General features: G+C 42.1%; 16 protein-coding genes and 1 tRNA gene. 9 read left to right on the top strand and 8 right to left on the bottom strand.

All coding sequences use genetic code 11. The features are described 5' to 3' along the window. Positions 1-72 precede the first annotated feature (72 nt). On the top strand, positions 73-180 hold the full coding sequence (locus ABWV72_RS15890; RefSeq protein ID WP_353371677.1) for a hypothetical protein: 108 nt from the start codon (positions 73-75) through the stop codon (positions 178-180). Positions 181-310: 130 nt separating this feature from the next. On the opposite strand, the gene ABWV72_RS15885 is transcribed toward ABWV72_RS15890, so the two are convergent. Beyond that, positions 311-387: transfer RNA gene (locus ABWV72_RS15885), tRNA-Pro, on the bottom strand. 270 nt (positions 388-657) lie between these two features. Here ABWV72_RS15885 and ABWV72_RS15880 point away from each other — a divergent pair. Continuing rightward, a complete protein-coding gene (locus tag ABWV72_RS15880; RefSeq protein ID WP_353371674.1) occupies positions 658-1,347 on the top strand; it encodes a hypothetical protein in 690 nt (229 codons plus the stop codon). A gap of 53 nt (positions 1,348-1,400) precedes the next feature. On the opposite strand, the gene ABWV72_RS15875 is transcribed toward ABWV72_RS15880, so the two are convergent. From ABWV72_RS15875 to ABWV72_RS15865, 3 genes are all read right to left on the bottom strand, one after another. Next, positions 1,401-3,332 carry a phytase gene (locus tag ABWV72_RS15875; protein WP_353371672.1) on the bottom strand — a complete coding sequence of 644 codons (1,932 nt, stop codon included), beginning with the start codon at positions 3,330-3,332 and terminating at the stop codon, positions 1,401-1,403. Between the two features lie 2 nt (positions 3,333-3,334). Continuing rightward, a complete protein-coding gene (locus ABWV72_RS15870; RefSeq protein WP_216047029.1) occupies positions 3,335-4,303 on the bottom strand; it encodes a purple acid phosphatase family protein in 969 nt (322 codons plus the stop codon). A gap of 125 nt (positions 4,304-4,428) precedes the next feature. Next, entirely contained in the window at positions 4,429-7,119 is a 2,691-nt protein-coding gene (locus ABWV72_RS15865) for a TonB-dependent receptor (protein ID WP_353371670.1), read from the bottom strand. A 319-nt stretch (positions 7,120-7,438) separates the two neighbouring features. Here ABWV72_RS15865 and ABWV72_RS15860 point away from each other — a divergent pair, with 319 nt between their 5' ends. Both ABWV72_RS15860 and ABWV72_RS15855 read left to right on the top strand, forming a co-directional pair. Further along, the gene (locus ABWV72_RS15860) at positions 7,439-8,401 is read left to right on the top strand and encodes a GGDEF domain-containing protein (protein ID WP_353371668.1); all 963 of its coding nucleotides are present in this window, start codon (positions 7,439-7,441) and stop codon (positions 8,399-8,401) included. Continuing rightward, complete coding sequence (locus ABWV72_RS15855) at positions 8,394-9,416, top strand: AraC family transcriptional regulator (RefSeq protein ID WP_353371666.1); 1,023 nt, start codon at positions 8,394-8,396, stop codon at positions 9,414-9,416. Before ABWV72_RS15860 ends, ABWV72_RS15855 begins: the two co-directional genes overlap by 8 nt. An 18-nt stretch (positions 9,417-9,434) precedes the next feature. On the opposite strand, the gene dcd is transcribed toward ABWV72_RS15855, so the two are convergent. Next, positions 9,435-10,025 carry a dCTP deaminase gene (gene dcd / locus ABWV72_RS15850; protein WP_216047033.1) on the bottom strand — a complete coding sequence of 197 codons (591 nt, stop codon included), beginning with the start codon at positions 10,023-10,025 and terminating at the stop codon, positions 9,435-9,437. Between the two features lie 89 nt (positions 10,026-10,114). Next, complete coding sequence (apbC, locus tag ABWV72_RS15845; protein WP_342807588.1) at positions 10,115-11,176, bottom strand: iron-sulfur cluster carrier protein ApbC; 1,062 nt, start codon at positions 11,174-11,176, stop codon at positions 10,115-10,117. Positions 11,177-11,293: 117 nt separating this feature from the next. Here apbC and metG point away from each other — a divergent pair, with 117 nt between their 5' ends. Continuing rightward, positions 11,294-13,339 carry a methionine--tRNA ligase gene (metG, locus tag ABWV72_RS15840; RefSeq protein WP_342807586.1) on the top strand — a complete coding sequence of 682 codons (2,046 nt, stop codon included), beginning with the start codon at positions 11,294-11,296 and terminating at the stop codon, positions 13,337-13,339. Between the two features lie 104 nt (positions 13,340-13,443). On the opposite strand, the gene ABWV72_RS15835 is transcribed toward metG, so the two are convergent. Next, positions 13,444-14,214: a class I SAM-dependent methyltransferase gene (locus ABWV72_RS15835; RefSeq protein WP_216047035.1), complete on the bottom strand. Its 771-nt coding sequence runs from the start codon at positions 14,212-14,214 to the stop codon at positions 13,444-13,446. Positions 14,215-14,290: 76 nt separating this feature from the next. Between ABWV72_RS15835 and gloB the strand changes: the two genes are divergently transcribed. The 4 genes from gloB to ABWV72_RS15815 all read left to right on the top strand — a co-directional run bounded on the left by gloB (position 14,291) and on the right by ABWV72_RS15815 (position 18,336). Next, the gene (gene gloB, locus ABWV72_RS15830) at positions 14,291-15,085 is read left to right on the top strand and encodes a hydroxyacylglutathione hydrolase (RefSeq protein ID WP_353371662.1); all 795 of its coding nucleotides are present in this window, start codon (positions 14,291-14,293) and stop codon (positions 15,083-15,085) included. 43 nt (positions 15,086-15,128) lie between these two features. After that, positions 15,129-16,814, top strand: a complete 1,686-nt coding sequence (locus ABWV72_RS15825) for a LysM peptidoglycan-binding domain-containing protein (protein WP_216047046.1) — start codon at positions 15,129-15,131, stop codon at positions 16,812-16,814. A gap of 34 nt (positions 16,815-16,848) precedes the next feature. Continuing rightward, complete coding sequence (locus ABWV72_RS15820; RefSeq protein ID WP_342807584.1) at positions 16,849-17,904, top strand: ion transporter; 1,056 nt, start codon at positions 16,849-16,851, stop codon at positions 17,902-17,904. A gap of 147 nt (positions 17,905-18,051) precedes the next feature. Beyond that, positions 18,052-18,336, top strand: coding sequence for a hypothetical protein (locus ABWV72_RS15815; protein WP_353371660.1), 285 nt, complete (start codon positions 18,052-18,054; stop codon positions 18,334-18,336). A 79-nt stretch (positions 18,337-18,415) separates the two neighbouring features. Here the strand turns inward: ABWV72_RS15815 and cysS are convergent, their stop codons facing one another. Further along, entirely contained in the window at positions 18,416-19,792 is a 1,377-nt protein-coding gene (gene cysS / locus ABWV72_RS15810; RefSeq protein WP_342807583.1) for a cysteine--tRNA ligase, read from the bottom strand. Positions 19,793-19,857: the final 65 nt, after the last annotated feature.

The raw sequence follows: 19,857 nt of genomic DNA, 5'->3' as shown, positions 1-19,857 counted from the left end.
TATTGTCAGGCACTTATCTTCTTTATTTGTGGGGATCCCTCAGCCTTTAGGCCATGGACACCGAACAACAAAATGGAAATGATATCGAGAAGAGCGTTTGGTTTTAGAAATTTTGAAAATTACAGAATAAGAGTGATGACCCATTGTGGATGGAATAGTGTTATCAATCGAATAAGGTGAATGCTGATCCCCCGTTTATAGGGTAGAGCCCTAAAAGGTGACCCAACGGTGTCTTTCAGTTCAATAGAGTAAGGATATTTTTAGATGGAAAATGCCTGAGAGTCAAGCAGGATAAGGGGAGCAGATTAATTGGTCGGTGTGAGAGGATTTGAACCTCCGACCCCTGACACCCCATGACAGTGCGCTACCAAGCTGCGCTACACACCGACCGAGCTGCGCAGTTTACTTATTTTTCGACACTTTGCAACGGCAAATATCGATTGCTATCGTTAATTGTTGATAGATTAACCAGTTTTCTATTCATTTAGCATTTTAAGGAAGCAGTATAGAAAAAGTGTCGGATTATTTAACATTAACAAAAACTAATACTTCATTAAAATTAACAAACAATTTAAAAACAAATAGTTAGTAACTTGGCAGTATTTATGCTTATTTTTTGTACACCTGTGTAATTTTATTAAATTAAAGGACAAATCAATGAAATCAATCACTCGGGTATTTAGTACAACTTTGCTTTTTTTCCTTTTTAGCTTAAACGCCTACAGTTATCCGGTGTATTGGACCGATTGGCTCAGTGAAGACTCTCCATCTTCGGCTACTGGGCAACTAGATATTGGCGGCACTATTATTGATGTATCTTATACAAGTAGTAGTAATCATTATTTTACCCAAACCACGGGGGCAGGCACGAATTATTGGAGCGGCGATGCATATACCAATGGTAGTATTGATAATGCCCCTCCCGCTGCAGAACTCATTGCTTTAGGTAGTGCAGGCGACGTTACCATTTCTTTCAGCTCTGCAATTGAAAACGTGTATATTGCAATTAATAGTTGGAATGGGCAGGATGCGTTATTTAGCACACCAATTGAGTTTGAAAGCACAGGCTCTGGCTACTGGGGTAACGGCACCGCTACTATGAATAGCAGTGGTGACGGGTTTACCGCTAGTGGCGAATTACATGGTGTTATAATTGCTGCTGGGAGCCATACCTCAATTAGTTTTACACACCTAACTGAAGTTTGGCACGGTTTTACGATTGGAGTTGCCGGTGAAGCAGATATTGTTGACCCCGACCCTGACGATATTCCAGAACCCTCTTTAATTGCAATTTTTGCCTTAGGGTTACTTATGTTAGGTCGACTCCAATTAAAAAACACTAATTAAGATACTATGACTAAATTCTAACAGCCCCGATGTAACGGGGCTTTTTTTCGCCTTTATAACCATTGCCTTAAAAGCTGCTTGATTAACTTTCCATCCACCAGCTTAAAATTCTGAGGGGCGTTGGGTAGGCGATTTCGTCCATCTTGAACCACCAATAAACCATCTGGCAGCTTGGAACCTAAACTGACAGACGTAAGCTCCAAACCATCGGTTTCGGAAACGCCATCTAATCCTGCGGCGAAATCCATATCAATGCGAAAGCTACCTAAATAACGAGCACTCTCATCTAAGGCAAATACGCCGAAGCTGTTGTTTCCTTGACTAGATGCGACTAAATAACGTTTCCCATCCATGTTGTAAATGCCCATTCCCTCAACATCAGCAACAAAGTTACTAGAGGTGGTAGCGATTAACCTAGCTCCTGCTTTAGTTGGACGTGCGCTAATCTGCCAAACCCCAGTGGATTCTTCACCATAGTAGAGTTGCTGATTAGTATCATCGGCAACACAGCCTTCAGGTTGACTTGGTACTCGAAATTCCCTGATTAATTTGGCTCCAACCTCATTGTTGTTTGGCATTAATAAATACTGCTGAAAACGTCCATCGGTGTCATTCACAAAAACATGGTATTGGTCTTCTTGCTGATACATACACAGGCCATAAACATCCGCTAAATCCGTTTTAATATCAGACAAAAATGACATTTCACCGCTATCTTGTTGCAATGCAAACAAGCTAATGCTGTTAGTGGTGCGATTACTGGCCGCGGCTAAATCGAAAGTTCGGTTACCTAATTTAAAACCATACCGAATATCCACATTATTCACTCTGCCTACATTGAGTTCCTGGAGTAAATTACCTTGCAAGTCATATAACATCATGCCCTGCTTTTTATTGGTACCTAGTATGCGACTTTGTTCTGGCGCGGCGGAGTTTATCCAAATTGCCGGATCATCAGCGGCATCACCAAATACCTGCATAGGTTCTGTTTGTGCAAATGGAGTAACGCTGCCAAATTCAGATGCTTGGATTTCTCTGTTTGTAGTTGAGATATTCAGTTGTGCTCGAGAATACGCTGAACTTTGATCATCAAAAATCCCTAATACCAAGTTCGATGATTGCAATACACCATTGCTTGTTTCTGGCTTATCGGCACCGGTTAACGGAATAAAATGAGCATTTGCGTTATTCCCTGCCTCGACATGCCAGACTCCTTGTTGATCCGGAGCGCTAACCAAAATATCGCCATTATCTAATACATCAACATGGCTTACTTCCCCTTCCATTGGCCCAAAAGGACTCACCGCAATCACAAGTTCACGAACCAATTCAGCTTCAGGATCTGCTGGGTAGCGCCAAAGACCAATATTCTCTTCAGCCAAATATACAATACCGGCTTCGTCATCAGCCGCACAACTTTTGGTTTGTAGAGTGCCGATAAATTCATGGACAGGCACATCAACCAAGGTTTGATTTTTGGCATCAACCACTATTCGTTGTTCCACTACTCCTTTGGCATCAGCTATGAAAACTGACAAATGCCCTTGCGGCATTTGATACCAGCAAAGAGCTTCTACTTGTCCTTCGGGTTGCGATAACCTAGACATCAATGATAGTTGCTGAGTTTGCCAGTCCAAACCTAACACTAGGATTTGTTGCAAGTTATTATCTGTAGTGGTAATTAATCCGTATTCTTTATTGTCTATCTGGATATTGTCACGCCAGTCAAGCATTTCCATGTTACCGGAAAAAGTACTAAGCAACTGACCTTGGTCATCAAGTAATAGAATGCCTTTAGTCTCACTGGTCAATAACCAATATCGCTTTTCATCATGCATAATGGGCAGCGCAGATTTACCCGCAAGATTATTAACTGAATCGCTAAATAAAGGGGTAATCTGATTTATCGGGGCACTTGATTGTGACGTTGTTTGACAGGCACTTAGAATGCAACACGCGGCAATCCACAGGTAAATTGATTTCATCTTTATTCCTTATCCATGCTGTAGTGATAGAGACGCTCGCCAGCGGCACTGATGAATTGAATTAGCATGTTGCTGTCTCCCACCGAAACAGTTAAAAATCCGGCTTCGCTTTTTGCGTACTGTGTAAACACTCGCTGTTGAACCGGACGCAGTTCAGAACCCGCGCCAGATACAAAATGTTCAACTAGTTTTCCCGCTGGGCGATTATGTTGTAAATCATGTTCGTGACCAGCGAAATAAGCATCTACTTTATATTTTTCAAATATAGGTTCTAAAACCTGCTGAATCCCTTCTGTTTTGCCAAATCGTTTACCGCTGGAATATAGAGGATGATGACCAATCACAATATTCCATTTGGCTGTTGAGTTAGCTAATTGTTGTTCAATCCAACGTAATTGTTTTGCACCATCTGGTTTTTGTGTCTCGGCATATTTCGCGCGATTTTTGTATTCCGGATTAAGTGGATTGGTATCAATAAATAACACTAACATTTCAGTGTTTTTACCTACCTTAAAGGTTTTAGCATAATACGCAGATGGAAACTCCCAACGTCGACTGCGTTTTGAGTAATCAATTTGCGCTTGCCAATTTCCACGGTAATCATGATTGCCTAACGTAGGATACCAATCTTCAAATAAATTAGGTCCATGGTATATCTGTTCAAATGAGGTTTGCCAATATGGATCATCAACCGAAGCCACACCATTTGAGTAAAAGTTGTCACCGGTGGTGGCAATAAATTCGCCGTCGATTTGTTGCATGACCACATCCATCATATCAGCCACAGGTTGCTGCTGATAATGCCCATTGCGGCCCCAATCACCTAACACCAAAAAGCTAAAGCTATCTTTTGGCGTTGCTAAGGCTTGCACATGGTGTTTCTTATAAAAGTTTTGATCGTGAACCTGCTTACTGAAGGCCGCAATCGAGGTGACACTTAAAACGACTAATATTACATATCTAATAAACATTGTTATTCCAAACTACGAGATGAGATAAACCAGCACAAAATACTAAGGCTCGTTTAACTTAGGTCGTGATACGACGGTATAAAAGCTCAGTAGCGAACATTTAACAAATGTTCGCTACCTTAAGGCTATAACATCCAACTAAATCCAAGTTCAAAGGTACGACCGTACTCTTCGTATTGTGCATTAACACTGCGTTGGTCAAAATAGTTGTAGAAACCTTCGTCAGTAATATTTATCGCGTTAAAATACAGATACATATTTTGCTCAATAAAGTACTTACTGGTGAAGTCTAATTGCTGATGATTGTCTTCCATGCGAATCAGATCACCGTCAATTTCTTCTAAGTTTTCACTTTTGTATGTCATGGTTAAGCGCAAACTAACCAAGTTGCTTTCATAACCTACTGTGAAATTACCAATTTTGTCAGACTGATTAGGCAATGATGTTTCAAAGCGTTCACCGTCTAATAAGGTTATTGCTTCGGAGCTTGAGAACGTCCCATTGGCGGATAGCAAGAGGCCATTATCGAAGGCTTTTACCCAAGAAAGTTCAACACCGCTGACCTTAGCAGACTCACCATTAATGGGTTGCATGACTTCGTCAAACCCATCCCATTCAGGTAAATCAGCAACGTCGGCAACGATCACAAAATTATCGATATTTTTATAAAAATACCCTGCTGACAGCACCCCAATATCACCAGGGTAATACTCTAAGGTTAAATCAAAGTTATCCGATTCAAACGGATTAAGTTCTGGATTACCAACTTCAGCTTCGCGCTCAGTAATGAACACGCCTTCATCTTCTTCTGTTTTAGATTCAATGATTTGGTACGCAGCTGCATCTTCAAATTTAGGCCGAGAAATGGTTTGTGTAAAAGCCGCTCGAGCAATTAGTTTTTCGGTAAATTCATAACGCATATTCAAACTTGGCAAAAGATGATCGTAACTTCTTTCACTATTCCAAGGTGTATTAACGACTTCTTCAACGTCAGTTTGCTCATTTTCGATTAACTCTACGCGCATACCTGAGGTATTGAAATCCGTATCCTCGTATCTGACCCCAGCCACTAGGGTCAATTTTTGCCATTCATAACGACCCATAATATAAGCCGCAAAAATATCTTCGTTACTCACATATGACGCCCCATTGGACTCAACTTCTGAATCAAGTTCCGCTAATTCGAAGCCCGCACCATTTTGGTTAAAGTAGTTACGTAGCCCTGCACGGTCTAAACCTGGTCCAAAACTGCCTAATCCCCAATCAGGCTGCGCGGCTGCGAACATAGTGGGATCTATGCCATCAAAATCACCGTCATAGATGAAAATATCAGCTTCTGTGGTTTTTTCACGAGCACGATATTTTGCGCCAAACTTCAATTCAAATGACCCCTCTTGCAAGTCAAACATGCGGGTGAAATCCGCTTTGAGCATAGTTTCAGTGTCTTCTGCCAGGCTCTTTTCCAAACTCACTTCATCTAGCTCATAATTAGCCAAATCCATCGCTGCAGCATCTTGAGTTATTTGCGGGATCTGTCCTTGCATATCCGAATCGATTGCCATATTTTCACCCACAAAGGTGTAATACAACGCTTGCGGATCATCCTCATCTGCTTTTGAATAACCCAGTTGATATTCAACCAACCAATCATCTAGATGATGTTCTGCACCGGCTGAAATAGATAAAATCGTTTGGGTTTCTTCACGGTCTTTGCTCCCTCGTTCTATCTCGGAGTCTTCTCCATCGAACGTAAAGGTATTCGCCATCCGGTATTCGTCATCAGCGAAACGGCTATAAAGAGTGCGTAAATAGTAACGATTGTTGAAATCAGGACGGAAATCCAAGTTGACAGCAGCACCGATGCGCTCCCTTGAAATGCTGTAGTAACGTTGTTCTATCTCATCATCACCGTTGGATTCAATGTTGTCAGAGCCAAAATCACGCTTTGCATATGACAGTGCCGCAGCAACACCAAATACGTCATCAAATACATTGGTCACACTGCCTGATATTTTTGGACTTGTTTCGTCTCGCAACTGGTTTTGACTGGCCTGTACATTAATACTGGCGCTCGTGCCTTGGCGGTCAAAAGCGCTTAAGCTTTTCACTTCAATTGACCCACCGATAGCGTCTGCATCCATATCAGAGGTAACTGATTTTGACACCTCTAATCCTTGAATAAGCTCAGAGGGGATCACATCCAACGCAACAGAGCGCACACCACCTTCAGGAGAAGGCACATTGACACCATTGATGGTCACATTATTAAGATTGGGATCAATACCTCGAATACCGACAAAACGTCCCTCCCCTTGATCACGTTCAATGGATAAACCTGGTAAACGTTGCAATGCTTCAGCGGCGTTCTGGTCTGGGAATTGGCCAATCGCATCTGCCGATACAATCGACTTAATGCTGTCAGCGACGCGCTGCAAATTGATCGCGCTTGCCTGCCCTGCTCGCTGTCCATAGACAATCACGTTTTCTAACTCTTTAGCTGGCGCAGCCAAGCTAATATCTTGCTGTAGAATTTTTCCACCACTGATAATCACTGGCACTTCAATTGTTGGAGTACCTAGGTATTTCACAACTAAGGTGTAGTTACCTTCAGGTAAATTTGCGAAACGAAAACTTCCGTCTCGCTTGGAAACGGTATTTTGTCCCAATTCTTTGATATTGACTTCAGCCCCTTGAATATAGCTAGTCTGGCTTTTGTCAGTGAGTAAACCTTGAATTCCGCCTTCATCAGCTAAAGCAGTTTGACAGGAAAGTGCAGCGAAGCACGCCAAGGCTAAAGTGGTTTTTATCATTTTCATTGTAAGGTCTCTGGTTGCAAACTAAGGTTTAAATGTGTTGGCGCGACAACCTAATTAGCAGCAATGACATTTTTATGACAGGCAACCAAATAGTTTCAGCGGTTGCTTGCTAAAACCACCAATTTACCTAGCACTTATAAGCTCCATGAGCTTATTTGACCTCCCAGCGACCTCCGGTTTTAAACGGTCTGTTTTGAAATTAACTGAAAACAAAGCTAACCACCTTCATTAATTTGTCATTTTATTGAGCCAATATGACCCCTATGCTGGTTTGAAACTATGTCAGCATAAAAACCAACAGCATCAACCGAGTATTACCATGAACTTTTCTTTACTAGCCCGCCATCAACGATTGTTCTCTGTCACATGTGCATCATTGACACTTTCGTTAACCTTGAGCATTGGTTTAGGGCAAGCCAAACCCATTGCCGATATTTCATGGCTAGATATTATTGGCGAAGGCAGTGTCGCGCTGCTTTCCTTGTTATGGATTTTTTTCCTGTTAGTCAGCCGCCCGCCGGGTAGAGTCACTTCGGCATTGGTATTAGGACTGAGCTGTTTTCTATTTTCTGCCAACTTGGACTTAATAGACGAGTTTATGTCCTATCAAAATGCCGCAAGCATATTAAGTATGGTGGAATCGGTTCCAGCTGGAATTGGCATGTTTATTATGAGTTACGCGTTATTCCAATGGCATAAAGAACAGTTAGTCCTCAATAAACAATTGCAAAAACGCGAATCAGCGTTACGTCAACATCACCAAGTGGATTTCATTACAGCGCTGTATAGCGCAGACTATATGCGCACGCAAATCGACTCACAATTGCAAAACAATCACAATCCTGAGTTTTCAGTTGTGATGCTAGATATCGACAACTTCGATGTATTTAATCGCCAATTTGGCCATATTCAAGGTGACCAACTTCTGCGTGAGCTAGCAGATTTAATCTTAATGAACTTGCGTGCTACTGACCTAGCCTGTCGCTATGCAGGTGACCGATTTATATTATTGTTGCCTAACACTAATTTGCAGAGTGCAGAAAAAATAGCCGGCCAAATCAAAAAAGCCATTGCGAGTATCGCGTTTAAGCCATGTCAGTCAGGGGAGTCAGGGGAGTCAGTTTACCACCAGCTCAGTTTTGTTGCAGAGTCGGCAATTTTAGGCGACGTAACAGAAAGCCTACTGCGGCGGCTTAACCAACGGTTGGAAAGGTTCAAGCAAGATCAAAGGAGTACACCGAAACAAAGCGGGCTGAATCAGGGTGGACAGGCACATGGATGAAAACCGCTTTTTTTATGTTGATGATAAAGTCATACCTGCCCACCAATTGGCAGCTAGCATTTTGGACTTCAGTCGTTCCAGAGACGTTAATAAACACAAGCTATTGCGCGGCACAGGCATATTTAATCAAGATTTAGTGTCAGATAGAAAGCTCAGTGCGCAACAATTGCTGCAACTTATGGGCAATGCGCAATCATTAACTCCAGGACACGATTGTGGTTTTTTATTAGGCAAACGTATGTTTCCGGGCAATTATGGGGCAATTTCCAATGCATTGATGCACAGTCGTAATTTAGCTGATGCATTCACTGTGTTGGCCGTACTTAGAAGTCAGATTTGCCCTTTTTTAGACACTAAACACTATGCTTCGCAGCAACGTCACTACGTATTGATTACCGATGCGATTGGATGTGGAGAGCGCTTTCAATTTATCGCAGAACTGTATTGCACGGCACTGGTTTCAGCCGTTAAATTAATTCTCGGTCAGCGCATCCCATTTCAGTTTAACTTTCCATTTCCACGGCCTAAATATATTCAAGAGTACGAGGTTCATTTAGGCCATAGACTGAACTTTTCTCAACCCGCGATGAGTATTAGCTTCGATAAAAAATGGCTGGCGAGCTTGTGTATAAATCGCAGCGATAGCTTAAAACGCCATGCTTTGCGTCAGTGCAAGATGGTTTCGATGCCAAGCAAAGGATTTATAGAAGCGGTGCGTACCACAATATCAAAACATTCTGATTGTGGCTTACAAAAAGCAGCCGAGAAATTTTGTATGAGTCCTGCAACGTTTAAACGCAAGCTCAAACAGCATGGTTACACCTTTCAGCAAATTCATGATGAAGTAGGCAAACAAGAAGCAATCTACCTACTCCAAGTTCAACAACTCAGTAACGAAGAAACGGCTCACTTGATGCAGTTTAGTGATATTCCTAATTTCCGGCGTTCAGTCAAACGTTGGACTGGGTTAACGCCTAGCCAACTCAGAACAGCGACTGAAAATCCACTCTACTGAGTTTAGTAACCCCAACCTCTAAGACTTGTCGTCTGCACTAATGCGACTAGCAATAGCTCCATCTTGATTGCGATATTTCGCATCAGCTCTACTGCTATAGGGTTTTTCTGCAAAATCAGACAACACTTCAAAACTGATGGCACCAATTTTCATTTTTGGTTTTAACGCCAATGGTAGTTTACCGCTATTGAAAAACTCCAATACGATATTGCCTGACCAGCCCGGATCTATGCGATGTGCGGTAACGTGAACCATCAATCCCAAGCGTGCAAGGGAAGAACGTCCATCTAACCAGCCAACAATATTGGCCGGTAGCGTCACAGATTCATACGTCACCGCTAATGCCAATTCACCCGGGTGCAGGAAAAAGGACTTATCATCAGGGACAATAATTTCATCGCTCATAACTGTGTTCATGGCTTCTTGAACTTCAGCTTTAGGACCACTGAGATCAATAAAAGGTGCTGTGTGATCTTCAAAAACCCGAAATTTATTACCTAATCGGATATCCACGGTTACACCACTGATTTCAGAATAATCAGGTTCAGGAGAAATCGAAATTTTGCCTTCTTTTATGTATTGAAAAATATCTTTATCACATAACCGCATGAAATTTTCTCTGTAAGTGTACCGCTTGATCCGCGGCTTTTAATTTAAAGCTCAATTCGCGCACATTATGATCGCCTAGGTGCGGTTGTTCAATGTTTTTCAACAATTGGGATTGAATCATCACTTTTTAAAATTTGGCTGTAGGCTAATTGTTGTGACATTTTTTTAGCGGCATGCAAATACGCCTGTGCCAAATCACCATTAGGTTGTTCAAGTATTAACGGTAAACCGTTGTCAGCATGCTCTCGGATTTGAATATCTAATGGTAACTGACCAAGTAATTCCAAGCTTTGCTGTTCAGCTAATTTTTGCCCGCCACCACTGGCGAACACAAACTCTTTATTGCCGCATTTACGGCATTGGTAATAGCTCATATTCTCAATAATACCTAAAACAGGAATACTCACTTTGTTAAACATCGCGATACCTTTTTTGGCGTCAGCCAAGGCTATGTCCTGTGGTGTCGTAACCACTATTGCAGCAGTTAAAGGCACCATTTGCGCCATAGTCAACTGAATATCGCCGGTGCCTGGAGGCATATCAACAATCAAATAATCCAGTTCAGGCCATAGGGTTTCGTTAAGGATTTGCTGTAACGCTTTACTTGCCATAGGACCACGCCAAACCGTCGCATCATCACTGGGCACTAGATAACCAATCGAATTGGCCACCACCCCGTTACAGTTGATTGGGATCATATGTTTATTATCTTCGCTTTGCGGTCTTTGCTCAGGATTACCCAACATAATCGGCACAGATGGACCATAAATATCGGCATCTAATATGCCAACCGTTGCACCTTGCGCTTGTAACGCAAAGGCCAGGTTCACTGCCGTTGTAGACTTACCAACGCCACCTTTACCAGAGGCCACTGCAATAATATTTTTAATCTTTTGTAGGCGTTTGACTTTGGTTTTTTTGGCCGCAATATCGCAGCTTAATTGCACGTGATTGGAATCTAACCCAAGTTCGTCGATAGCGCCCATAATGAGTGAAAAATCCTGTTCACAGGCAAATGGGAAACAAAATTGCAATTTTTGTCCTTGCTGAGACAAACAATCCGTTATTTGCGATTCAGACAAGCTCAACATTTGGCCAATAAGCTGACAAATTTGCGTTATCTGGGGTTGATTAAACAGGGTATTCGACAAAGGTGACTCCTTTTGATGCAATTTATGTGATTTTATGCTGTTTTACTAATGCAATAACGCTGCATTTTCGTTACCATTTGCGTCCTTTTTTCAACTAATCAAGACTCGTAATCAAACATGCCAAATCAGCCACGTAAAATACTCGTCACCAGTGCCTTACCTTATGCCAATGGTTCTATCCATCTAGGCCATTTACTGGAACACATTCAAACTGATATATGGACACGTTATCAACGAATGCGAGGCAACCAATGCTACAGTGTTTGTGCAGATGATGCACACGGTACGCCGGTAATGTTAAAAGCTCAGGAGTTAGGGATTACCCCTGAACAAATGGTCGCGCAAACTCGAGCAGAACATCACCAAGATCTGCTTGATTTTCACATCGAATACGATAATTACTATGTGACCCACTCTGAAGAAAACAAAGAATTATGTGAAGAAATCTATAATCGCTTGAATTCTGCCGGCTACATCAGCAAACGTACTATCAGCCAATTGTATGATCCGGAAAAGAAAATGTTCTTGCCAGATCGTTTCATCAAAGGTACTTGCCCTTCGTGTAAAGCCGAAAATCAAAATGGCGATAGCTGCGACGTATGCAGTGCGACCTACAGCCCCACGGAAGTTATCAATCCGCGCTCTGTAGTATCCGGTGCAACTCCTATCTTGAAAGATTCAGAGCATTATTTTTTCGATTTGCCAAAATTTGAAGATATGCTCAAAGAGTGGCTCGTCAGTGGTGCGCTGCAAGAAGAAATCGCCAATAAACTCAAAGAGTGGTTTGACGAAGGATTGCAACAGTGGGATATCAGTCGAGACGCGCCTTATTTCGGTTTTGAGATACCTGGCGCACCGAACAAGTTTTTCTATGTTTGGGTTGATGCTCCAGTAGGTTACATGGCGAGCTTCAAAAATTATTGTAATCAACATGATATTGATTTTGATAGTTTCTGGAATGCAGACTCAGATGCTGAGCTATATCATTTCATCGGCAAAGACATTACATATTTCCATTGTTTGTTCTGGCCCGCCATGCTTGAAGGTGCAGGTCTACGCAAACCAACGGGTGTTAACGTCCACGGTTTTGTCACGGTAAATGGCGCAAAAATGTCTAAATCCACGGGTACCTTTATTAAAGGACGCACCTATTTAGATCATTTGAATCCAGAGTATTTACGTTATTACTACGCCTCTAAATTAAGTGACGGCGTCACTGATATCGATTTAAATTTGGAAGATTTTGCGCAGAAAGTAAATTCTGACTTAGTCGGTAAAGTAGTGAATATTGCCAGTCGTTGCGCCGGATTCATCACCAAACGTTTTGACGCTACATTATCGGATAACGTCATTGAGCCTGAATTGCTTGCACAATTTAAACAAGCCTCTGATGACATTGCCAACATGTATGAAAAGCGCCAATACAACAGAGCTATCCGTGAAATAATGGCTTTGGCAGATAAAGCCAATCAATTCATTGATGCGCAAGCTCCTTGGGTGACCATCAAAGAAGAAGGTAAAGAGCAATATACTCACGATGTTTGTTCATTGGGAATCAACTTGTTCCGTATATTGGTTGTTTATCTTAAACCTGTATTACCAAAACTGGCTGAGCAAGCTGAAGCCTTCCTAAACGATGAACTTGATTGGGACAGTGCGCAACGTGACTTGGGTAAACATAAAATAAACAAGTTTAAAGCCTTGATGCAACGTGTTGATATGGACAAGGTTAACGCGATTATAGAAGACTCAAAAGAAAACCTTGAACCTAAGAAGGTCGCAGCTCCCGCGTCGGAATCGGCCACCGATGGCCCACTTAGCAAAGATCCAATTGGTGAAACGATTAGCTTTGATGACTTTGCAAAAGTCGACCTACGTATAGCTAAAATAGCCAAAGCTGAACACGTTGAAGGTGCAGATAAATTACTGCGTCTGCAATTGGATCTAGGCGGAGAAACTAAACAGGTGTTCGCCGGCATTAAATCAGCCTATCAACCGGAAGACCTTGAAGGTAAGTTAACCGTAATGGTGGCAAATTTAGCCCCCCGTAAAATGCGTTTTGGTTTGTCAGAGGGAATGGTTTTAGCGGCTGGACCGGGTGGAAAAGATCTGTGGATCATGGAACCCCATGAAGGAGCACAACCTGGTATGAAAGTTAAATAATAGCTTCACTAACCTAACAACTGATCCACTATTAGGCGTTCATATTATGAACGCCTTTTTATTTGCCTAAAACAGACTTAACAACAGTACTTCACCTATTGCAGTTAACGACTATTTTTTTGCATTGAGGTGCGAACGCTAGCACCTACCGTTGAGAACTTTGGTGAGGGTTTCCATTTTGGTTTAATTAAGGAAAGTGGAATCACACGCTTTTTGGCGACTATCACGTAAATACTCGAAAATATTGGCAAATATTTACGACAGAACGATTCTATTCCTGAAAAAAGCCGTGATTTACGCTTAAACATCAAACTCGAAAATACCAACTGATGTTGCTCAATGGTTTCAAAACCAAGCAAATGCAGCCAGTCATTTATTCGCATACTGCTAAAAAAGCGAGCTTCCCGTAAAATCTTATTTGATTTAAACGGAAGATAACGCAAAATCCCAGCCAAACTAAATGGATTGAAGCCCACTATCACCACGTGGCCATTGGGAATTAATGTTCGATCAATTTCTCTTAAAATTTGATGGGGATCTCTGGAAAAGTCCAGTTCATGGGCTAGCAAAAAAGCGTCGACGCTGTTTTCGCTAAAAGGCAGCTCATGGCTATCTGCGATAACTTGGTTACCTTTTATAGGTTGATGTTGCTCCACGCATTTTCGATTCACCACATTAACAATATGTTTGATTGCACATTCTGATAAATCGATTTGGCTGCTCAAACAGCCCACCTTAACTAAATGATAGCCAAAAAAACGCCTGCTACATGCTTCTAAGCTGGTTTCCACATGTTCTTTCATGGGCTCCCCAACAGGCAAAGCTTGCCAGGAAGTGGGATAAATCGGTTTTTTAGAGATTAAAGCAGGCTTCATATTGTCCAAACAATTGCGCAGCTACCAACAACTTCATATAGTACAACACTAGCGAAGTGACACAAGCAAGGTAATTATGTCTCAAACAAAACAAACTCAGTCAATCCTATCGGTATTTCCTATCCCGGCGTTCACAGATAACTATATTTGGTGTGTACACAATGGCGTGAATTGCTGGGTGGTTGATCCTGGAGATGCATCACCAGTTTTAGATTATATTCAATCGACAAATTTAACCCTAAAAGGGATATTGGTGACCCACCATCACAATGATCATACCGGTGGCATTTTGTCCCTTTTAAAACACGCACCAGAGATTCCCGTGTTGGGACCAGACTATGGTAATATTCAAGGCTTGACCAAAAGATTGAAGGAAGGCGATTCAGTAGTGCTCGATTCCTTGGATCTTGAATTGGCGATTTTAGAGGTACCAGGGCACACCTTGGACCATATCGCGTTTTATGGTCAAAATATGCTGTTTTGTGGAGATACCTTATTTTCAGCGGGTTGCGGCAGACTTTTCGAAGGCACACCACAACAAATGCATGAATCTTTAGAGAAATTAATGAAACTCCCAGCACAAACTAAGGTCTATTGTACCCACGAATATACTTTAGCTAATGTGAATTTTGCGCTAAATGTAGAACCTGAAAACCAAGCTCTACACGCCTATTCAGATTGGGCAAAACATCAAAGAAGTCAGGGGCTACCTACTCTGCCTTCAAATATCGAACAACAAAAAGCGATAAATCCGTTTTTACGTGCGCAACAGGATGAAATAAAACATAATGCAGAACAATTTGTTGGCAAGAAGTTATCCAACGAAACAGACGTTTTCGCTGCAATCAGGCAGTGGAAAGACAATTTTTAGTGGAGCCAATGATAAGGGTCAAACAGGGTTTTTCAACACCGCAATGAAAATCACCTCTTTTTCGTTGCTAATGGTATTAACGGGTTGCCAAACATATATGGCGGACTCCCATGCCCAAAGCGAAACTCATCAAGAACAACTGATTGCCGAACAAATCAATAACAGCTGTGAACAGAAACACGCTTTAGCTGATGAGCTTTTTGATTGCACCTCCGCATCTCAGGGCACTATTCCTGTTACTCACCCTACAGAAATAGTAGAAATTACAGTTGAACCAGACAATTACGTAGAATTACCTGATGATGAAATTGCTGATATCAACGAGTCAACTCAGAGCCCTGAAAACCTTTGGCTTAGAATTAAACAACAGTTAACTTTCCCGATCCCAGATAATGATCGTTTAAAGGCACAAAAAAATTGGTATCTGAAGCACCCTGAATATATGCAGCGAGTCGCAACTCGAGCCAAGCCTTTCATGCACTACATTGTTGAGCAAATTGAAAAGAATCAACTTCCCCTTGAGTTAGCTTTTTTGCCCATAGTAGAAAGCGCATTTGATCCTTTTGCCTATTCCCATGGACGTGCTGCAGGCATGTGGCAGTTTATTCCAGGTACTGGAAAACGTTTTGGCATGAAACAAACTTGGTGGTATGACGGAAGACGCGATGTAGTTGCATCAACTGAGGGCGCAATTGCCTATCTGACCTACTTAAATAATATGTTTGATGGCGACTGGCTACATGCGTTGGCAGCATACAATTCAGGTGAAGGTAGAGTCAGAAGTGCGATTAGACGGAATAAAAAAGCCGGAAAACCTACTGACTTCTGGTCGTTAGATTTACCTCGCGAAACCCGAGCATATGTGCCTAAATTATTAGCTCTTAGCAGCATTTTAAAAGATGCAGATGATGACAATATTGCGTGGACAGCCATTCCAAATAAACCTTTTGTTGAAGTGGTAGACGTGGAGTCACAAATCGATCTTGCGTTAGCGGCAGACCTTGCGGGATTAACCCTCAAAGAACTTCATTCCCTGAATGCTGGCTTCAATCGTTGGGCAACGGATCCTGATGGCCCTCACAGATTATTATTGCCTGTTGAAAGCGTTGACAATTTTGAGATTGCGCTAAATAAAATAGAAGAAAATGAACGTCTTAACTGGGTTCGGCATAAAATCAAAAGTGGTGACAGTTTATTAAAATTAGCCAAACAATATCATACCACCGTTGGCGTGATCCAAGGTGTGAATGATATGCAAGGCAATCTGATCCGGGTCGGAGATTATATTTTGGTGCCGGTTTCACTAAAATCTCTGGATTCATATTCCCTTTCACAAGAGCAGCGGCTGGCAACTACTCAATCTAAACCTCGCGGAAGTTACTCTTTAAATCACAAAGTGAAAAGTGGTGATACCTTTTGGGATTTAAGCCGCGAATATAAGGTCGACATGCGTAGTTTGGCCAAATGGAACGGTATGGCTCCCACCGATCCCTTAATGCCAGGTAAAAACTTGGTTATTTGGGTTAAACAAGCGTCTGAATCGCAACGTAAAGATGCGGTAATGCGCACGTTAACCTACACCGTTAAAAAAGGTGATTCATTAGCTCGAATTGCGAATAAATTTAAAGTGAATCTGGTCGATTTAAAACGTTGGAATCAAGATAAACTGCGTAAATATTTGCAGCCTGGACAGAAGATAAAAGTCTATGTTGACGTTACTCGTACCTAACAAGTCAAAGTTAACTAAGGTAAAGGAATGATCGATGCTGGGGTTTAATCGCAAAAATCTAAGCAAAAGCCATGAGGGTCCTTGGCTTTTGCTCGATTTATTTATGCTAGGATTATTATTCATTAATCTTATCTGGATTATTTTTGACTCCTTATACAGCACCGAAATCGTCAAACAATCATTAGCTTATGTATCGGAATCCTTAGTCACTGGTTATGCCCCTGTGCACAATAACTTCCTGTTGATAGATTTAGCCTTTGTCGCGGTATTCCTTAGTGAATTTTGCTTACGCTGGATAGTTGCAGTGGTAAAAAAGACCTACTTGAGATGGTATTTTTTCCCATTTATTCACTTTTACGATTTGGTTGGCTGTATCCCACTTGGTGCTGCTCGAATATTCCGTTTTTTACGGATATTTTCAATTCTTCATCGCCTGCATAAATATGAAATTATTGACCTTAGGCGCACAGCTTTGTTTCGCTTTATCGCATTTTATTATGAAGTTTTTGTAGAAGAGCTGTCTGATCGCATTGTTGTCAAAGTATTATCGGATGCACAAAAAGATATCGCTGCAGGTTCTCCCCTAGTAGAAGATATTACTCAAAATGTAATCGCATCTCGACTGCCGGTGATATCCAGATGGACAGCATCAGTATTGAGTCATATTGGTGAGTCTATTGAACATAACGAACATGGCCAGTCCGTAAGACAACATGTGAACAAAAGTGTTGGTAAAGCAGTTAGAGGCAATCCGCATATTTCAACCTTAAAACTGGTTCCAGTGTTAGGTTCAACCATTGAGCGCACCTTAGAGTCCGCGGTGACAGACATTGTCACCCAATCAATCGTTAATCTGCTCAAAGACATGACCCCAGAAAAAATCGACGATTTTGTAAAGCATGGGATTGGTCGATTTTCAAGTGAAGATGAAGCGTTAGATGATGAGGTATTAGCCGTGGTAAATGAATGTATCGAGCTGATAAAAAGTCATGTTTCGCAGCAGCGCTGGAAAACCGAATTTGAGCAAGAATCAACTGTCACAGCTGCAGTTGTTGAACAAAACAATCCACAAAATCCTCCGCAAATCTAGCGGGGAGGTTTATCCTGCGCTTTTTTGATATTTTTCATGGCCTGAAGGCCATGCTACAAAAAAGCGGTGATGCATTTTATTCGGTGATTCGTGTAGGCGGTGGCTTTAGCCCCGCGGTTATTGTTCGGTGCTCATGGCCTAAAGGCCATGCTACAAAAAAGCGGTGATGCATTTTATTCGGTGATTCGTGTAGGCGGTGGCTTTAGCCCCGCGGTTGTTGTTCGGTGCTCATGGCCTAAGGGCCATGCTACAAATTCCCCTCCTGTAGGTGGGGGATTTATCCCCTACAACACTGGCAACATCATCCATAGCCTAAAGGCCATGCTACAAAAAAACGGTGATGCATTTTATTCGGTGATTCGTGTAGGCGGTGGCTTTAGCCCCGCGGTTGTTGTTCGGTGCTCATGGCCTAAGGGCCATGCTACAGATTAATCAAACCCTCTGTAGGTGGGGGATTTATCCCCTACAACACTGGCAACATCATCCATGGCCTAAAGGCCATGCTAGGGGATTAGATTTTTCGCCATATGGTGCCGTTGGCGCTGTCTTCTAACACCACCCCCATCGCCGTTAGCGCATCACGAGCAGTATCGGCCGCAGCCCAATCTTTTTCGGCTCTGGCGTCGTTACGGGCTTTAATTAATCCTTCGATTACCGAAACCTCATCGCCTTGAGCGGCGCCACCTTGCAAATAGGCCACAGGATCCATTTGTAAAAATCCTAAGATGTCTCCTAATTTCAACAAAATACCGGCTAGATCTGATTTTTCTTGGCCCTTGCTTTTGTTGATATCTTTCACCAAGTCAAACATCACAGCGAAGGCTTCTGGTGTATTGAAATCATCATCCATGGCCGCTTCAAAACGCTGTAAATAAGTACCTTTTTGCATATCCACGTCATGGTTAGGCTGACTATCACGCAAAGCAGTATATAGACGTTCCAACGCCGATTTAGCTTGCTTGATGTTGTCCTCAGAATAACTTAGCTGACTGCGATAATGGGCAGACATCAAGAAATAACGCAGGGTTTCAGCATCATAATCTTTTAAAACATCTCGCAAGGTGAAAAAGTTGCCTAGGGATTTAGACATTTTTTCTGAATCCACCTGTACCATTCCTGTATGCATCCAGTAATTCACATAAGGAGTGTCAAATGCACAGCAAGATTGTGCCACTTCATTTTCATGGTGAGGGAAGATCAAATCAGAACCACCACCGTGAATATCAAAGTGCGTGCCTAAATGTTTGCTATTCATGGCCGAACATTCAATGTGCCAACCAGGACGACCTTGCCCCCAAGGAGAATCCCAATAAGGTTCACCGGGTTTAACTGTTTTCCACAATACGAAGTCTAGAGGGTCAGTTTTATCAGCTGACACCTCTACTCGCTCACCGGCATTAAGCTGATCTAAATCTTGTCGACTCAATTTGCCATATTGCTCGTAGGTACTCACATCAAACAACACATCACCACTAGGCGCTTGATATGCATGTCCTTTAGCAATTAATCGTTCAATTACGTCGATAATTTCAGGAATATGAGTGGTAACACGCGGCTCGACATCAGGCTCTAGCAAATTAATTGCAGCAAAATCTTCATGCATCAAAGCAATGGTGCGCTGAGTTAACTGCTCAGGGGTTTCGCCGTTTTGATTGGCTCTTTGGATAATTTTGTCATCCACATCTGTAATGTTTCGAACATAATTCACCTCGTAGCCTTTGTGGCGCAGGTAGCGCACCATTAGATCGAAACTCAGATAAGTACGAGCATGTCCCATATGGCAAACGTCATAAACCGTAATCCCACAGACATACAAACCCACTTTGCCAGCCACTAATGGCTTAAAAGTCTCTTTTTGTCGAGTGAGGGTATTGTATATTTGTTGCATTATATTGGTTCCATTGGTTATCTTAATAAATAATTGCGCGATTCTAGCACCGTCTCATGTCGACA

The organism is Aliiglaciecola sp. NS0011-25 (assembly GCF_040370605.1).
Taxonomy (GTDB): domain Bacteria; phylum Pseudomonadota; class Gammaproteobacteria; order Enterobacterales; family Alteromonadaceae; genus Aliiglaciecola; species Aliiglaciecola lipolytica_A.
This window is presented reverse-complemented; position numbering and strand designations above follow the sequence as displayed.

Excerpts from the sequence above, each read along its gene's own strand:
- ABWV72_RS15890 (WP_353371677.1), top strand. The coding sequence starts at position 73 with ATGGAAATGATATCGAGAAGAGCGTTTGGTTTTAGAAATTTTGAAAAT.
- ABWV72_RS15880 (WP_353371674.1), top strand. The coding sequence starts at position 658 with ATGAAATCAATCACTCGGGTATTTAGTACAACTTTGCTTTTTTTCCTT.
- ABWV72_RS15875 (WP_353371672.1), bottom strand. The coding sequence starts at position 3,332 with ATGAAATCAATTTACCTGTGGATTGCCGCGTGTTGCATTCTAAGTGCC.
- ABWV72_RS15870 (WP_216047029.1), bottom strand. The coding sequence starts at position 4,303 with ATGTTTATTAGATATGTAATATTAGTCGTTTTAAGTGTCACCTCGATT.
- ABWV72_RS15865 (WP_353371670.1), bottom strand. The coding sequence starts at position 7,119 with ATGAAAATGATAAAAACCACTTTAGCCTTGGCGTGCTTCGCTGCACTT.
- ABWV72_RS15860 (WP_353371668.1), top strand. The coding sequence starts at position 7,439 with ATGAACTTTTCTTTACTAGCCCGCCATCAACGATTGTTCTCTGTCACA.
- ABWV72_RS15855 (WP_353371666.1), top strand. The coding sequence starts at position 8,394 with ATGGATGAAAACCGCTTTTTTTATGTTGATGATAAAGTCATACCTGCC.
- dcd (WP_216047033.1), bottom strand. The coding sequence starts at position 10,025 with ATGCGGTTATGTGATAAAGATATTTTTCAATACATAAAAGAAGGCAAA.
- metG (WP_342807586.1), top strand. The coding sequence starts at position 11,294 with ATGCCAAATCAGCCACGTAAAATACTCGTCACCAGTGCCTTACCTTAT.
- ABWV72_RS15835 (WP_216047035.1), bottom strand. The coding sequence starts at position 14,214 with ATGAAGCCTGCTTTAATCTCTAAAAAACCGATTTATCCCACTTCCTGG.
- gloB (WP_353371662.1), top strand. The coding sequence starts at position 14,291 with ATGTCTCAAACAAAACAAACTCAGTCAATCCTATCGGTATTTCCTATC.
- ABWV72_RS15825 (WP_216047046.1), top strand. The coding sequence starts at position 15,129 with ATGAAAATCACCTCTTTTTCGTTGCTAATGGTATTAACGGGTTGCCAA.
- ABWV72_RS15820 (WP_342807584.1), top strand. The coding sequence starts at position 16,849 with ATGCTGGGGTTTAATCGCAAAAATCTAAGCAAAAGCCATGAGGGTCCT.
- ABWV72_RS15815 (WP_353371660.1), top strand. The coding sequence starts at position 18,052 with ATGCTACAAAAAAGCGGTGATGCATTTTATTCGGTGATTCGTGTAGGC.
- cysS (WP_342807583.1), bottom strand. The coding sequence starts at position 19,792 with ATGCAACAAATATACAATACCCTCACTCGACAAAAAGAGACTTTTAAG.